This is a genomic window from Agrobacterium tumefaciens str. B6, from assembly GCF_001541315.1.
Lineage (GTDB): Bacteria > Pseudomonadota > Alphaproteobacteria > Rhizobiales > Rhizobiaceae > Agrobacterium > Agrobacterium radiobacter.
Genome location: NZ_LMVK01000007.1, coordinates 34,073 through 50,205 on the forward strand (window position 1 = coordinate 34,073; position 16,133 = coordinate 50,205).

Genomic DNA, 16,133 nt, shown 5'->3' on the forward strand with positions numbered 1-16,133 from the left:
CCCATCTCCACACATTCTCCACACTTCCTCCATGAAACCACAAAGCGCAGCCGGTAGCGTTCAGGCTGCGGAAGTAGTCGCCGCCGCAACAGCGACGTCTCACTGCCGCGATCTGGCATTTTGATGGTGAAAACAATGACGGTGTCTTTCGACCCGAACCACGTCCCCCCGCCCTCGCCGCTTCATGCGCACCGGTGGATCATTCTCATTGCGGTCATGCTGGCATTTCTGCCTGTCGTTCTCGACATGACGATCCTGCATATCGCCGTGCCGTCGCTGACGCTTGCGCTGCAGGCATCGACCACACAGGTCCTGTGGATCATCGATATCTATTCGCTGCTCATGGCCGGTTTGCTGGTGCCGATGGGCACCCTCGCCGACAGGATCGGCCACAGGAAAATGCTGCTGACGGGCCTGTTCGTTTTTGGCCTCGCCTCCGTCGTGGCGGCGTTTTCGCTTACGCCGTCGATGTTGATCGCCGGACGCATCCTGCTTGCATTTGGCGCGTCGATGATCATGCCCTGCGTGCTCGGCATCATCAGGCGCACATTCGAAGATCCGGGCGAGCGCGCCATGGCGCTCGGCCTTTGGGGAACGGTCGGCGCAGCGGGTGCGGCGGTCGGCCCGCTGGTGGGCGGCGCCCTTCTCGAGCATTTCTGGTGGGGATCGGTCTTCCTCATCAATGTTCCCGTGGTGCTTGTGATCATGCCGATCATCGCCTTCATCCTCCCGGAAAAGGAAATCCTCTCTCCGGGCAAATGGCAGATAAGCCAGGCCCTGCTTTTGATCGTGGGGATCATCGGACTGGTCTTTGCCGCCAAAACCGGTTTCAGCGGTAAAGAGCCGTTCGCAATCGTCGGACTGGCCCTTCTGATCGGCGCGACTGCCCTTGCAATCTTCGTTCGCAACCAGCTCTCCGTCGCAGAACCCATGCTTGACGTGACGCTCTTTTCCCGCCCGGCCATCGTCACGGGTGTCGGCATGGCCGTCGTCACCGCCGGAGCGCTTGCGGGCGTCGAGCTTACGCTTGCGCAGGAGCTGCAGTTCGTCCTCGGCAAGTCGCCGCTGCAGGCCGGCCTCTTCATGCTGCCCATCATGGTCGCGGCGGCCGTTGGCGGCCCGGTTGCCGGCTTCCTGTCGAACCGTCTCGGCCTTCGGGCGGTTGCGAGCGCCTCGCTTCTTGTTGCAGCCGCCTGCCTTGTGACGCTGGCGCAGTCCGATTTCCATGATCCGGGCCTCGCCGTGCCGGCATGCCTGACATTGCTCGGCCTATCCCTCAGCATCGGCCTGACCGCCTCGTCGATTGCCATCATGGGCGCAGTTGAGGCTGAAAAGGCGGGCGCTGCCGGCTCCCTGGAGGCAACGGGTTACGAACTCGGCGCGGGCCTCGGCATCACTTTCTTTGGCGTGGCGCTATCGGCGATCTACATGGGGGCGCTGGTGCTGCCGGCCGGCATTCCGCCACAACTGGCCGACGCGGCAAGCCACTCGATCGGCGATACCTACGTGTTGGCGGGAAAATTGCCGCAAGACCTCGCGGCAGCTCTGGTAACCGCCGGCAAGAGCGCCTTTTCACAGGCGCATGCGGTTCTGCTGACCGCGGCGGGAACCTTGATCGGTCTGCTTTCGGCAGCGGTCTTCTTTGCCCTGAAAAATGTGAAGGCGGGCCACTGAGCCCGTCTTTTCATCATTCGCCAAAATCAATCGGGCCGAATGGACCTCGATCAAGGAGATATTGCGATGTCACACATCATCAATGAGAGCCGAGCCGTAAAATATCCCCTGCCGATACGCTGTCTGCATTGGGTAAGGGCGGCGCTCATCATCGGGCTTATCGCATCCGGCTGGTACATGACGCGATTGCCGGAAAGCGACATGGCCACCGCCTCGATCTTTTATCCCAACCATAAACAGTTCGGCGTTCTGGTCTGGCTGCTTGCCCTCGTTCATCTGGCGCTTCGCTGGCGCTACAGGCAGATCATGCCTTCAGCGCCATCGGGTCTGGCGCCATGGGAGAGAATTCTCTCCCATGCGGTACACAAGCTCCTGATCCTGTTGACTTTCCTTGTGCCGCTGCTCGGATATTCGCTGTCCAGCAGTTTTTCCCAGAGCGACGGGGTACCGTTTTTCGTGATTTCACATCTGCCGGAGCTGCTCCCCAAAAACGACAGCGCCTTCGTGGTTTTCCAAACGCTGCATCGATACGGCGCTTACGCAATTCTGGTTCTGATCGGCCTTCACGTGTTGGGTGCTCTCAAACACAGGCTCATGGACAGACGCGGCCCGACCGATGTGCTTCCGCGCATGTTATGACGGGGCTTGACCGATAAATCCCGGCAGCATCGGAAAACCGATGCTGCCTCTCGATATGGTGGATGTTCAGGCGGCAGGCATCACTTGCCCGACGCCGGCCTGCCAAGGCCCAGCAGGTGGTAAAAGGCAATCGCCCCAATTGTTGCCGTGCCGATACCATCAAGCGTGAAGCCGGCGACATTAAGCTTGAAGTTGCCCGCGCCCAATACCAGCGCAATACCCACGGTGATGAGGTTGCGGGGTTCGGAAAAATCGACCTTGTTTTCAACCCAGATCCGTCCGGCGGTCGCAGCGATGAGACCGAAGACCACGACAGAAAGGCCGCCGATGACCGGCCCCGGTATAGTCTGAATGAGCGCACCGAATTTCGGCGAGAAGCCGAGAATGATGGCGACCAGAGCAGCCACGATGAAGACGAGCGTCGAGAAAATGCGGGTTATCGCCATGACGCCCATGTTTTCGGCATAGGTCGTCATGCCGGTTCCGCCGAAGGCGCCTGAAAACATCGTCGCAATGCCGTCGCCGATAAAGGCGCGGCCGAGATAACGATCAAGGTTCTGCCCGGTCATCGCGCCTATCGCCTTGATATGTCCGAGATTTTCCGCCACCAGAATGACGACGACCGGCGCGATCAGGGCAATCGCGGATCCTGAAAACACCGGTGCGGTGAATGTCGGCAATCCGAACCACGGTGCAGCCGCCACGCCCGAGAAGTCGACAGACTTGCCAAAGCCGAAGCCGTTGGCGAGCACGAGATAAGCGAGATAGGCAATCGCGCCGCCGAGAAGAATGGGCAAACGGCGCGCCATGCCGGGGGCATAGACAGCAATCGCACCGACCGATGTGACAGTCAGGATCGCAATCCAGCGCGACAGCTGGTCGCCATCGGGATTGCCGGGGCCGGAGCCGGAAGCGCTTGCGATCGCAATGGGGGCGAGAACGAGACCGATTGCTGCAACGATCGCGCCGGTCAGAACCGGCGGCATCAACTTTTCGATCCAGTTATGGCCAGCGATCATGACGATGACGCCGATCAGCGCATAAAGCACACCGGCGGCGATGATTCCGCCGAGTGCCAGCGCGATATCAGGACTTGCCGCACCCGCGGCTGCACCCGTTGCCACAAGCACGGGCCCGATGAAGGCAAAGGAGGAGCCGAGATAGCTCGGCACACGACCGCCGACGGCAATGAAGAAAATGAGCGTCGAGATACCCGAAAACAGGATCGAGACATTCGGATCGAACCCCATGATCAGCGGCGCAAGAACCGTGGAACCGAACATCGCCACGACATGCTGAAGACCGAGCACCGCTGTCTGTCCCGCAGGCAGCCGCTCATCGGGCAGGATGCGCCCTTCGGTTTTCAGTCGCCAGCGCGGAAAATAACCACCGGTATCGCTCATGTCGTCCCCCCAGGAAACAGCCGGCACGCGCTTCCCGGGCTTTCCCGTTTCAGTTCGTAGCCGCGCAGAGATTTGCTTTTATGATTTGCGCGTGTAACCGAGATCGAATCGGCAGCCGGCGCATCTTTTCTCCGTTAGCGCGATTAGATGTCGCTGTCATCGGGAATGGATTGTTTCCACCGGGATACATTTTTGAGGCGGATTGGCGGCGAAGTGTAGTCGTGAAGGTTGAAGCCGCGCCACCTTGCCTGCCCTGGCTTTCCTCGTGCCATAGCATCCCGTCGTTTTGACCCGAGGTTTCCTTTGGGGACCGCAACGCGACATTCGCGATACCATCCCAAATGATTATTCAGCCGGGGCTGGCTTCGCCCTCATACCGTTCAACCGCAGCAGGACCGCCAATGCCGCTGTGCTCATGATACCGAGCACGGCAAACACCGCGTGTGGGCCGATACTGCCCATCAACGCCGCCAGCACCGGCGGAGCCAGGGCGTTGATCAGGTTCATCGGCAGGGCGATGGTGGCCATTGCAGCCGCGTAATCAGACTTTTCGAAAAACACCAGCGGCATGGTCGCCCGCGCGACGGCAAAGGCGCCACTGCCGATACCGAACAACGCAAGATAACCGCCCACAGACAGAAATCCCGCCCCTCCGAGCCAGATTGCGGTGAGGCCCATGGGGATCATCACCCCCGATATGACCGCCGTGGACAGCCCATCCCATTTCTGTCCACCCGCAAGGTCAATGACGCGCCCTCCAACCTTGAAAACACCGAGCAGGGAGGCGACCGCAACGGCGCCGGCAAGCTCCATTCCCATCGCCTGCAAAAGCTGTATGCCAAGAGCATCGACGCCGAAGGTGACAAAGCTGTTCAAGGCGATGGCGGTGACCAGAAAGATAAAAACCCGCCCTCTTCTCTCGCTGCCCGGTCTCGCCGTGGGCTGAGCCGCTCCATCGGTGACCGGCAGGCCAAAAAACACCAGCGGGCAGACAACCATGAGCATGATGCCGGCGTAAATGGAGACAGCGCCGCGCCATCCCAGCCCGTGATCGAGGAACGTGGTGATCGGCCAGAAGATACTGCCGGCCAGTCCGGTCACCAGCATCAGCGTTCCAATCAGGCTGCGCGCCCTGTCCGCTGCATATTCGGCAATATAGGCATAAGCAGACGTTGTGAGGAACATCGCGCCGGCAAGTCCCGTCAACGCCCAGCTCATCCAGAACATGGCGAGGTTCACAGACAGGGCGAGCAGGAACAGGCCCAATCCCATGATGCCGGCACCGGTCGCCATGACACGCCGCGTACCGAACCGCCGGAACGCGCGACCCACCCAAGGCGCGGCAAGCCCCATTGCCGCGAACATGACAGAGGTTCCCACGAAAACCGATGGCAGGGAGGTCGCAAATTCTGTCGCGACCGGGCCGGCCAGGACGGGCAGGATGCCAACCGCACCCCAGCCGGTTATCTGGGTAAGAGCAATGAGAAGGAGGACGTAACGAGAGTGCATCGTCCACCCTTAGAACCGAAGCGTGATGGCCTGATGACGGCGCGGGCACCACCCGCCTCCGGGGTGACCGGTGCGAATGGCGCGAGGGTAACGAGTTCCCGCGTCGCAATGAGGAGCACCGAAATGCCGCTTCCTATTCCGCCTTTTCAAGCGCCGTCAGGATCTCATAGGCCGCGGAGACACGTTCCTCGTTGGGATAGTTTTTATTGGCCAGAATGACGATGCCCAATTTCTGTCTGGGGATGAACGCCACATAGGCGCCGAAACCATTGGTGGAGCCGGTCTTGTTGATGAAGACATCCTGACGCGGCTTCATCGGCGGAGAGATTTCAGAAGCCGGAACGGTCTTGAGCAACGCACCGGAATTCAGCTCTCGCAGCGTCTTAAGCGGCGTTGGATGGGCATATTGCTCCCAGACCATATCCTGCGTCATGGCGTCGACGCTGAAATATCCCGTATGGGTGTTGGTGAGCGCCTGCTGGATTTTTCCGTCCAGCTTTTCAAGGCCCATATTGGCGTTGACGAAGCGGATCATGTCCTGCGCTGTCGATCTGACGCCGTAGGCCTCGGATGAAAGAATGGCGGGCGTCATGCGGGCTGGTTCGCCGGTTCGTTTATAACCCTGCGCGTAGTCACCCATCTTTGCCTTGGGCACCACGGTGAAGGTGTTCTTCAGGCCAAGCGCGGGGAACAGCGTGTCCTGCATGGCGCCATCAAAGCTCTGCCCCATGGCTTTTGCGGTGATGTATCCCAGCATTCCGATGCTGGGATTGGCGTAGCTTCGGTGCGTTCCGGGCTTGTAGGAGGGTTTCCAGGCCTTGAGATAGGCCAGCAACTGCTGTTCCGTCTTGATGTTGTCGGGCACCTGAATCGGAAAGCCGCCGGCAGTGTGGGTGCCGAGATGCATCAGCGTGACATCGCCGAAAGGCTTGCCCTTCATGGAAGGAAGATAATCTTCGACCTTGCCGGAAAGCGAGAGCTGGCCGTTTATCTCGGCATAGGTGCTGAGCGTGACGGTGAATGTCTTGGAGATGGAGCCGAGTTCGAACAGCGTCTGCGGGGTCACGGGCTCATTCGTGCTTTTGGACATGACGCCATAGGTGAAGATGTGGCTCTGACCATCAACGCTGATACCAACGGCAAGACCGGGGATGCCGTTCTTCTCCATGACCGGCTTGATCGCGGCATCCGTTATCGCTTTCAGCCTCGTTTCATCGGCGGCAAAGGCCTCCGTGAACAGGCTCGTCGAGAGCAACGCAGCCAGTGCGATATGTCTGCGATTAAGTTTCATCTTTCGCATTCTCCAAAACCTTGAGTGGATTTTCGGCTTGTTCGCCATCCCCAGCGAAAAACGTTTAACCGCCCTACATTGCACGAACAAATCATGATATCTCGGAAGAGACACAAGAAAATCTAGGTCTTGAATGGTTCGGCAATTTCTTCCCCTGAACGGCTTGCGGGCCTTTGAAGCATCCGCCCGGCACCTGAGCTTCACCCGCGCGGCCATCGAACTGTGCGTGACGCAGGCGGCCGTGAGCCAGCAGGTGAAGGGGCTGGAAAAGCGGCTGGGGGTTGCGCTGTTTCAGCGGCTTCCACGCGGGCTGAAAATTACCGCCGAAGGTGAGGCCCTGCTGCCGACGGTGACCAGCTCCTTCGACCAGATGGCGACGACGCTCGACCGGATCGAGGCCGGACAGGTGCGCGAGCTGCTGTTTCTGGGTGTCGTGGGAACCTTTGCCGTGAGCTGGCTGCTGCCACGGCTGCAGGCGTTTCAAAAGCAGCATCCCTTCATCGATGTGCGGGTTTCCACCAATAACAACCGCGTCGATATGGCGGCGGAAGGGCTGGATTTCGCCATCCGTTTCGGCCAGGGCTCCTGGCACGGCACGGATGCCTTTCGACTATTCGAGGCGCCTCTTTCCCCCCTCTGCACCCCGAAACTGGGGGAGACGCTGAAAACGCCCGCCGATCTGATGGAAGCGACGCTGCTGCGCAGCTACAGGGCCGATGAATGGAGCAACTGGTTTGCGGCCGCCGGCGTAACGCCTGCAGCACAGGTGAATGCAGGCATTGTTTTCGACACGTCTCTGGGCATGATGGAAGCCGCCCTGCAGGGGCTCGGCGTGGCGCTGGCGCCGCCATCGATGTTTTCGCGGCATCTCACCTCCGGTGCAATCATCCAGCCTTTTCCGGTTACCATTTCGCTCGGAAGCTATTGGCTGACCCGGCTGCAATCGAAACCGCCCACACCCGCCATGCAGGCCTTCTCCGACTGGATGTTCGAGACCATGGGCACCGCAGTATGACGACTATATCAAGGCAAGTAGAACGCCGCCGGCCGCGCAGAGGACCACCACGGCCCATGGCGGCGTTTTCCAGATCGTCAACAGGATGAAGCCTGTCAGCGCCAGGGCGAAATCCTTCGGGGTGAAGATGGCGCTTGTCCAGACCGGATCATAAAGCGCTGCGCCGAGAATGCCGACGACGGCGGCATTTGCGCCACGCATGGCAGCCTGCGCCAGAAGGTGCTTGCGGAACCCTTCCCAGAAGGGCAGCGCGCCGACGAGCAGCAGCATGCCGGGAAGGAAGATCGCAACAAGGGCGATCGCCGCGCCCGCAACACCGTTGGGCTGCGGCCCCACCACCGCACCGAGATAGGCGGCGAAGGTGAAGAGCGGGCCGGGCACGGCCTGGGTTGCGCCATAACCCGCGATAAAGGCATCTTCCGTAACCCAGCCTGTGGCGACGACTTCGGATTGCAGCAGCGGGAGCACCACATGGCCGCCGCCGAAGACGAGCGCGCCTGCGCGATAAAAGGCGTCGAACAAGGAGAGGCCCTGTGAAGCTGCCGCCGCCGCAAGCAGCGGCAGGAGGGCGAGAAGCAGGGCGAAGGCGGCAAGCGCTACGTATCCGACGCTTTTGGGCACCCGGAAGGCGAGATGGGTGGCCTGCCCCGCGGCATCCGAACGACAGAAGACAAGCCCGGCAACGGCGCCAATGGCAAGCGCCAGAACCTGCCCGAAGGCGCCGGCGAGAAACACCACGCAGACGATGCCGGCCAGCGCGATGCTGGCGCGTTCACGATCCGGCGCGAGGCTTTTCGCCATGCCCCAGACCGCCTGCGCGACGACGGCGACGGCGACGATTTTCAGCCCATGCAGGAGGCCGGTGCCGACCGGCCCATCGATGGAGGCGGCGACCATGGCGAAGAGAAGGAGGAGAATGGCGGATGGTAATGTGAATGCCGTCCAGGCCGCCAGCGCGCCGAGCGGACCTGCGCGCAGCAGCCCCAGCGCAAACCCCACCTGGCTGGAGGCCGGGCCGGGCAGAAACTGGCACAGCGCCACAAGATCGGCGTAACCGGCCTCATCGATCCATTTGCGCCGCACGACCAGCTCATCGCGAAAATAACCGAGATGGGCGATGGGGCCGCCGAAAGAGGTGACGCCGAGCTTCAGGAAGGCCGCAAAAACCTCGCCGGGCGTGCCGTGTCTCTGGCTGCGCACTTCGGTCTCTATGGTTCGTGTTGACGATTTCACGAAAGAACTCCCTGCGTGCAACGGCTATTCGTCAACACATATCGGCCTCAAGACGGTTTCGGTATCAGACACCATTATGACAGGGATATGAAGGGGCTGGCGGCAGGGACGCCGGAAAGTTGCGAGAACTTTCCAGCGTCGTCTGGCGATTATCCGACGAAGGGCCTATCGCTCGGTCGGCAATAAATCGGAGAAGTGCGAAATCCAGCCATTTTCATCCGTACCGCCGGAAAAACCCGTTGCCTCCCAGATGATGTGATGCCTGTTGCTGCCGTTGTGAATGGTCACCGCGGCGGCGATGGGGGTCGGCGACCGCCACGAAAAGTTGCGGTTCGGACCGGGCTCGATATGGCTGAGGGATTCAAGCTGGACATCATCGAGGAACAGCACCGTGCTCATCTGGGTCTCATAGAGGTTTTCCCATCGCGCCTGCGCCAGCGCATTTGCCGCTGCAACGAGAAGATTGCTCTCGCCGACGGGATCGGCGAGGGCCGCCAGACGCCATGCCGCGAAGATATTGGTGATATCCCCCGTGCTGAGCCCGAGGCTCGACAGGAATTCGATGGTCTGCGCATTGCCGAAAGCATCATAGCCCGCTTCACCAAAGGGCCGGATATGCTTGACCACGAAATTGCTGAGAATTGGCATGTTTGTCTCCTTTTTTTGGACATGAGCCACCTGTTTCCGGACGTTGACGTGCGGGATCGCATGGTGGGATTCTGTGTTGATTGGGTGCCGGGATATCTCCGGCAATCGATGGGAATGCGGTTAGTGTTCGGCTTGCCGGCCTAACCGAAGGTGATGGCGACGCGGGCCGGCATGCCCAAAAACTCCTGCAGGCCGAGGCGCGTTCTGGCGCCGCCCCTCCCGGCCGGCCATGGGTCGAGAATATGCAGTTCGAGATCCTTGCCGTTCACGGTGTAGCCGTAGACGAGGTAATAGTGGTATTCGGTTCCGATCACGAAGACGCGGTTGTTATCGATCTCGCTCCTGACGATATCGGCCGTCAGACCGTTGACGAAATGGCCGCCGGTCGTGGTGTGATCGAAGGCGTTCCACTGGCTGGACACCAGCTTGACGATATTGCTGTTCGGATTTGCCCCACCCAGTTCAAGGATGCCGGCGGATTGATCCAGAACCTGCGCAAGCTCCCAGCGTTCCTGAACCTGCGGATCGACGGTCGCGAGCGCTGCGGTATTGCGTCTCGCAATGTCGTATTGCGTGGCCGCAGGAAGCCCGCGATAGGCCCGCACCATCTGCTCGACGGCGGCAAAGCACCAGGCGGCGGTGTCCTGAGGCACCAAAACGGGAGGGTTATTGACTGTCGGCATGGTCTTCTCCTTTCTGAAAATGACGCGGCATGGGGCGCTTCGATGGCGGCCCGGTGCCCGTCGTTGATTTGGTGAATGTCGAAGTTCCGGCGGCCGTCCTGCCGGCATATGCGCCGGCAGGACATGCCCATGATCCATGCCAAGGGGGACGATTCCGGCTGAGACCATGGATGCGCTTCCTGCCGGGCCGGAAAGGGAACGGCAGGGTCTCAGGGGATCAGGCGGTCTTGCTCAGATCCTGACGATAGGCCTGCAGCGACGCGATTTTTGCGTCCGCAGCGGCCTCGCGTTCGGCGACGATGGCCGAGAGCTTCTCCGCGACACCTGCCAGATAGGCCGGCAGATTGGCACTGTCGATATATCCGCCCTGCAACTTGTTCAGCTTCGACCATCCTTCGGCAAAGCTGCGGTTGAAGCGGTCGGAGACGATCACCACCGCGTGCCACTGGGCGGTTTGCCTGACGAAGAACTCGTCGACAGAACGGATGAGCTGCGCGAAGCGGTTCTTTCGCAGCGTCTCCTGCCCGGCGACATTTTCAATGCCGGTGATCTGATGCTGGGCATCATCTGCAACCGCTTGCATGAAATCGGCGAAGCCCTTGAAGAAGAAGGCTATTTCTTCAACGATTTCCTTCATGCGTTTCAGCGCCGAAATGCTGACATTGAGCGATTGTACCGCAAGCTTGATCTTGTCATCCTCTGCCTGCTTTCCCTTCAGGAGGGCGTTGATCCTGATGAGCTCGGCCGCCTGGGTACGGCGCTCCTTCTCATAGGCCTCCGCCTTGTCGATCATCTGCATCTGGATTTCGCGCAGGCTGGCCGCCTGCTGCTGCTGCTCTTCGGAAAGCTTGCCCAGCCCCTTGTCCAAAGCATCGAGCGAGGCCTGCAGGCTGGAAATAACCGTTTGCTGAGCGGCGATCTTTTCTTCCTGCGCCTTGAGTTCCGCGGCGCGTGCAGCCAGACGTTTATCGAGTTCGGCAAGCTCGATGGCCTTGCTCGATTTGGGGTCGGCGCTTTCCGCGTCGTCCGCAAGCTTTGCCTTGGCGTCCTCGAGCGACTTGACATCTCCCTTCAGAGCGTCGCGTTTTTCCTCGCTCTTGCGAAGCTCGGCTTTCTTTTCGGAAAGCTCGCTCTGCTTGGCGGCCGCATCGGCCTTGCTTCCGCCGCCTGACGGGGTGCGGGAGCCGCCGCCCTGCCCCTGCCCGTCCGTATCCTGTCCGGCCTTGGATTGTCCTGAAAGTGCGCCGCCAACCGACGAGGCCAGCATGGAGGCGGGACCGCCTGCCACCATGGCAATGGCGGGAATCGCGCTTGAAATCATCTGCGCGCCGACCCGGACGATCGACATGACAAAAGCACGCTGCTCGGCCGTATTGGCCCGCTGCTCATATTCCCGAGCCTTCTTTTCGAATGCCGCAACCTGTTCCTTGAGATCGTTGACAAGCGATTCAAGCTGTTCCCGTCGTGCGTCAGCCTCCCGGATTTCCCGTTCCATCACCGCTTTATCGGCGAGGCGTTTGCTCAAGGCTGTTTCGCTCATATCCGTGGTTTGGGCCGTGTCCCTGATGATGGCGTCATAGGTCGCAGCAAGGGCAAGAAGCTCGTCTCGAACGCTGAGCGCCCTATCCCGGATGCCCGTTGCGAGCTTTATCAGATCGTTGGAGACGAATGCCTTTATTTCGGCCTGATCGTTTTCTTCCCTGACATCGAGCCAGTCCGGGAAAAGATCGGCGATAGACAGACCGATGCGGGTCGCCGCCTCCATCGCATTCTTCATGACTATTTCGCTTTTCTGCTGCGACGTGATCAGCCTGTTCATGATAGCGCTGATGCGGACGCGAATATCGCCGTTTTCCTGCGGTGTTGTGTTGTAGGCGATGTAAAGCAGATCAATCGCATTGTCGGTGTCGCGCTTGGCGCGCTCGACATCATAGGTTCCCTGGATCTTATCGACATAGGACCGGACAAGCGCCGTATCCGACTTGGGAAGGCTGAAATTCGGTTGCGAAACGATCGCATCGACGCCGGCGTCGATTGCGCTGTTGATCTGGGCGGTCCGGCTTTCGAAAGTCACGACATTGTTCATTTTCATGCTCCTGTTGATGGGTGGTTACGGAGAGTCATGGGATTGATCGTTCACGATCCGCACTGCTTCTTCGCGTCGTCCGGCAGTCCGGCCTCGGTGGAGGAAATGAACTGCGGCACGTCTTTGGTCAGGCCGTCGATCTCGGTGGAGAGCCGCGTAACCTGACGTATTTTCGCGTCGTCAGGATTGACCTCGCTCGCTTCCTTCAGAGCGCTGGTGAAGTTGCCGACCTGAATGTTGAAGTCCTGAACCTTGACGTTGATGGTGGAGATCGTCGCTTTGAGCTTGGTGATCTGCTCCTCCAGAGTTTTCACCGCTTTCTCGTTCTCCGCGTGGCTCTGCTGTGCCGCCGCAAGCTGGCGGCGATTGTTTTCGAGCTGGTTGCGAACGCCTTCAAGAGCCGCCCGGGCATTGTCCAGACGCGGCTGCGCGGTGCGGTATTCCCTCTCCGCATCATTCATCCAGCCCAGCGCCTTGACCGCCGCGTCACCCGCCTGGCAAATTCCCGGCAGGAAGAAGAGGACGCCGCTGCATATTTTTACTCGCTTGGCCTGCTCGTCCATTTCCTTCCGGGCTTTTTCGAAGGTGGCCTGACGCGCCCTGACGTTCTCGCTCTCGGACTGAACCAGCTCCTCATAGCCCTTCACGCTGGTTTCGGACTGCACCACCTGCCGCTCCAGCTCGATCTGCAGGTACATGGCCTGCCCCAGCGCCTTCTCGCGGTCGGCGCTGAGCTGCTGTTGCGCCGTCAGATGTTCCATCAGGCACACGGATCGGCGGCCGAGCAGCTCGCGGCTCGCTTCCGCCTGCTCCAGTTTCGACTGGAAAGCCGCCGTCTGCTCGGCGGTGAGGGTTGCCGCGTTCGCAAGGGCCGGCTGGCCCATGGACGGGATATCGAATTGCATCGCGATGGCCGCAAGGCCAACAAAAACAACATGTTTAAGTTGAATCATTTCAACCTCCTCTGAAGAATCGGGGATGAATAAAAGGCATGACGGGCTCTACGCGCCGCCCGGCATCGCTGCCGACCGCGCCCGAGACATGGCAGTAACATTCGGGTGTCATGTGGTTTCGGATGCATCTTTCGCGATGTCGTCAATGCCTAAAAAGCAACCATCAAAGATTGTATTCATGGCAAATGGACGAAAGATTTCGCATCCATGGCTTCATTAAATTATGCAATAAAAACAGTAGATAACTTTATTGTCAGCGTCACCCTCGCAAACCGTCTCAAAAGGGAACACATTTTAACGCGCCCCTTAACATTCAATTTATGAGAGTATTTTTTAATACCGCGCAACAGAGCCCCGGGGGAGTGCAACAAAATGCACGCATCTTCCGGAGCGGAACCTTTCGGCTGTCACGCCTGCCCCAAGCAGCCGTCGTCAGCGAGCAGAACTCACGTTTTCGAATTCGCCATAAAGTAGCGAAGAGCAAAAAACCACGGGAGAAAGGTATCCGGAAAAGCAGGCGCTCCAGTTTCAAAGACGCACCCCAAAAGGGACTTCGTCCGGCCTCAGCCGGACGTGCTTCGAGAGAGGCTGGGCTTACTTGCGAACCGCATCCTGAACGATGACGCCTTTGGTGATGCTGTCACCCATCTTTGCACCCGCATATCGGCCGTCTTCAAACAGGAGCAGCGCCTCGTCCGCGCGTTCGGAGACTTCGGCGCTTTCGCCACCGTCATGTGCGCCGTCGGCCTCGGATCTGCTCATGGCGGGCAATTTACGCTGGCGGCGGTTCAGGCGGTCGTCGTTCCACGCGGCTGGGCATCCAGCCGCAGGACACGCGCATTGATCGACTGGCTGGAACTGGAAGATACGGCGCAGCGGCACCCGCCAGGCGGCGATAATCGCGAGCGGCCGTGGAGCCTGAATGGCTGGCTCATTGCGGCAATCGAGACGCTCGCCACGGCCTATCTCACCGCGGCTTCGCCATGGGAAATCTCCCCGGCAATGGAGGCATCAGGCGAAGAGGCTATCGGAACAGACGCCGTTATCGACGGTGTGAGCTGGTCACTGCGGCACGCGCAGGACTTGTTTTTTCTTTCGGAGGAGATGCGGATGTTCCTTGGGCATGCGCCCGGTTTCCCCATCCTGTTGGACTTGCTGTCGGCCGCGAAAACAGGCGCTTGCGATGCGACGGGTTGCGCGTTCTCCCGCAAGGCGGCGGCACGGGCCTATGGGATCAGCCGCGCTCACGTCACGGCCATGCTTGCCAGAGCCGAGCGGCTGAACATGCTGAAGAGAAATGGATCAAGAATAGTTCTGAGCGATCTGACATTGCACAACGTCCAGCGCGATCTGGCCTATCAGCTGGCATTCGTCATTTTGTGGTCGGAGATAGTGAAAACCTCACGATCTCAACCTCACGATACTCCGGAGAGCCTGTCTGGCCGGAATACCTCCAGCAATCCGTGATACGGTTTGACAAGTGGCGTGGCATAAGCGCCGCGCTTTGCGGTTGACAGCCCCATGGACACCAGCGATTCCGCCTGTTTGACGGCCGCCGCGACGCCATCGACAACCGGTACACCGAATTCATCGCGCAGTTCGGCGGCAAGGTCGGCCATGCCGGCGCAACCCAGCACGATCGCCTCCGCCCTGTCCTCTTTCAGCGCCAGCGAGATTTCCTCCCGCAGCCTTTCGCGGGCGTTCGAGCCGGGATCTTCCAGCGACAGGACAGGAATATCGGCAGCGCGCACGTTGCAGCGGGCGGACATGCCGTAACGGTGGACGAGATGTTCCAGAGGCAGCCGTGAGCGTTCCATCGTTGTGACGATGGTGAATTTCTGCGCGATGAAGGCGGTGGCGGAGACCGCCGCCTCGCAGATGCCGATAACGGGAATATCGGCGAGCGCGCGGGCCGCATCGAGCCCGGTATCGTCGAAACAGGCGATGACCGCCGCGTCGGCTCCCAGCGCCGGGGCCTTTGCAAGCTCCAGCAGGAGGCCGGGCACGGCGAAAACCTCGTCGTAATAACCTTCGATGGAGACGGGGCCCATGGACGAGGTGACGGCCAGTATTTCCGTATCGCGGCCGGCTATCCGCCTCGCGGCGTCGGCGATGGTCGCGGTCATGGATTGCGTGGTATTGGGATTGATGACGAGAATGCGCATTTTACGTTTCTTTATCCGCGTGAATGGCGGCGATTGAGCGTAACGATCAGGCCAAGCGTGGCCGCAATCACCAGGAAGGAAAACAGGGTTGTAACAGCACCGAGCGCATAAAGCACCGGCGTCGTGACATTGGTGGTCATGCCGTAGATTTCCAGCGGCAGCGTGTTGTAGGTGCCTGACGTCATCAATGTACGGGCGAATTCGTCATAAGAAAGCGTGAAGCCGAACAGGCCGACGCCGATCAGGCTCGGCGCTATCATCGGCAGCACCACATGGGCGAAGGTCTGCCAGGAAGACGCGCCGAGATCGCGGGCGGCTTCTTCATAGGACGGCGAAAAGCGGTTGAAGACGGCGAGCATGATGAGTACGCCGAAGGGCAGCGTCCAGGTGAGATGCGCCCCGAAAGCTGATGTATACCATGAGGGTTCCAGTCCAAGCTGCTGGAAAAGAACACCAATTCCGAGCGAAATGATGATCGATGGCACCACAAGGCTGGCGACCGACAGGTAGAATAGCGGCGTCGCGCCGATGAACCTGCGCCGGAAGGCAAGGCCCGCCAGCAGCGACACGAGCACCGTGACGGCCATGACCATCAGCCCGAGGCCGAAGGAGCGGCGGAAGGAGCCGCCGAAATCGCCGACCGCCTGCTGTTCGAAGAGATTGCCGAACCAGTGCAGCGAAACGCCGTTCAGCGGGAAGGTCAGGCCGCCATTCGGCCCCTGAAAGGCGAGGATGAGGATGGCCGACAGCGGGCCGTAAAGAAACAGCACGAAGAGGGCGAAAAAGAAGGCGAGGATATAGAATTCGCGGCCGCGTTTTTCCTGATGCATGGGA

General features: G+C 60.1%; 15 protein-coding genes. 4 read left to right on the forward strand and 11 right to left on the reverse strand.

The window, feature by feature from the left end; all coding sequences use genetic code 11:
- The first annotated feature begins 135 nt into the window (after positions 1–135).
- Positions 136–1,674 (forward strand): MFS transporter, encoded by a 1,539-nt coding sequence (locus tag ASB65_RS07275; RefSeq protein ID WP_060723478.1) that lies wholly within the window; start codon positions 136–138, stop codon positions 1,672–1,674.
- A gap of 66 nt (positions 1,675–1,740) precedes the next feature.
- Positions 1,741–2,313: a cytochrome b gene (locus ASB65_RS07280; protein ID WP_060723479.1), complete on the forward strand. Its 573-nt coding sequence runs from the start codon at positions 1,741–1,743 to the stop codon at positions 2,311–2,313.
- 80 nt (positions 2,314–2,393) lie between these two features.
- Here the strand turns inward: ASB65_RS07280 and ASB65_RS07285 are convergent, their stop codons facing one another.
- From ASB65_RS07285 to ampC, 3 genes are all read right to left on the reverse strand, one after another.
- Positions 2,394–3,716 carry a solute carrier family 23 protein gene (locus ASB65_RS07285; protein WP_035213212.1) on the reverse strand — a complete coding sequence of 441 codons (1,323 nt, stop codon included), beginning with the start codon at positions 3,714–3,716 and terminating at the stop codon, positions 2,394–2,396.
- Positions 3,717–4,061: 345 nt separating this feature from the next.
- The gene (locus ASB65_RS07290; RefSeq protein WP_060723480.1) at positions 4,062–5,225 is read right to left on the reverse strand and encodes an MFS transporter; all 1,164 of its coding nucleotides are present in this window, start codon (positions 5,223–5,225) and stop codon (positions 4,062–4,064) included.
- Positions 5,226–5,358: 133 nt separating this feature from the next.
- Entirely contained in the window at positions 5,359–6,516 is a 1,158-nt protein-coding gene (ampC, locus tag ASB65_RS07295; protein WP_060723481.1) for a class C beta-lactamase, read from the reverse strand.
- 133 nt (positions 6,517–6,649) lie between these two features.
- Between ampC and ASB65_RS07300 the strand changes: the two genes are divergently transcribed.
- Positions 6,650–7,531: a LysR substrate-binding domain-containing protein gene (locus ASB65_RS07300; RefSeq protein WP_060723482.1), complete on the forward strand. Its 882-nt coding sequence runs from the start codon at positions 6,650–6,652 to the stop codon at positions 7,529–7,531.
- Positions 7,532–7,534: 3 nt separating this feature from the next.
- Here ASB65_RS07300 and chrA read toward each other — a convergent pair whose 3' ends face one another.
- From chrA to ASB65_RS28095, 6 genes are all read right to left on the reverse strand, one after another.
- Entirely contained in the window at positions 7,535–8,764 is a 1,230-nt protein-coding gene (gene chrA, locus ASB65_RS07305; protein ID WP_060723483.1) for a chromate efflux transporter, read from the reverse strand.
- A gap of 165 nt (positions 8,765–8,929) precedes the next feature.
- Positions 8,930–9,412 (reverse strand): hypothetical protein, encoded by a 483-nt coding sequence (locus ASB65_RS07310; RefSeq protein WP_003508223.1) that lies wholly within the window; start codon positions 9,410–9,412, stop codon positions 8,930–8,932.
- Between the two features lie 140 nt (positions 9,413–9,552).
- Positions 9,553–10,095, reverse strand: coding sequence for a hypothetical protein (locus ASB65_RS07315; RefSeq protein ID WP_060723484.1), 543 nt, complete (start codon positions 10,093–10,095; stop codon positions 9,553–9,555).
- Positions 10,096–10,312: 217 nt separating this feature from the next.
- On the reverse strand, positions 10,313–12,181 hold the full coding sequence (locus ASB65_RS07320) for a hypothetical protein (RefSeq protein WP_060723485.1): 1,869 nt from the start codon (positions 12,179–12,181) through the stop codon (positions 10,313–10,315).
- A gap of 50 nt (positions 12,182–12,231) precedes the next feature.
- Positions 12,232–13,134, reverse strand: coding sequence for a hypothetical protein (locus tag ASB65_RS07325; protein ID WP_060723486.1), 903 nt, complete (start codon positions 13,132–13,134; stop codon positions 12,232–12,234).
- Between the two features lie 594 nt (positions 13,135–13,728).
- Complete coding sequence (locus ASB65_RS28095; protein WP_153463730.1) at positions 13,729–13,896, reverse strand: hypothetical protein; 168 nt, start codon at positions 13,894–13,896, stop codon at positions 13,729–13,731.
- A gap of 78 nt (positions 13,897–13,974) precedes the next feature.
- Between ASB65_RS28095 and ASB65_RS07330 the strand changes: the two genes are divergently transcribed.
- Positions 13,975–14,601 (forward strand): hypothetical protein, encoded by a 627-nt coding sequence (locus tag ASB65_RS07330; RefSeq protein WP_065695355.1) that lies wholly within the window; start codon positions 13,975–13,977, stop codon positions 14,599–14,601.
- Here the strand turns inward: ASB65_RS07330 and ASB65_RS07335 are convergent.
- The gene (locus tag ASB65_RS07335; protein ID WP_060723488.1) at positions 14,550–15,299 is read right to left on the reverse strand and encodes an aspartate/glutamate racemase family protein; all 750 of its coding nucleotides are present in this window, start codon (positions 15,297–15,299) and stop codon (positions 14,550–14,552) included. The genes ASB65_RS07330 and ASB65_RS07335 overlap by 52 nt on opposite strands.
- A gap of 11 nt (positions 15,300–15,310) precedes the next feature.
- Positions 15,311–16,129 (reverse strand): ABC transporter permease, encoded by an 819-nt coding sequence (locus ASB65_RS07340; protein WP_026372407.1) that lies wholly within the window; start codon positions 16,127–16,129, stop codon positions 15,311–15,313.
- Positions 16,130–16,133 lie beyond the last annotated feature (4 nt).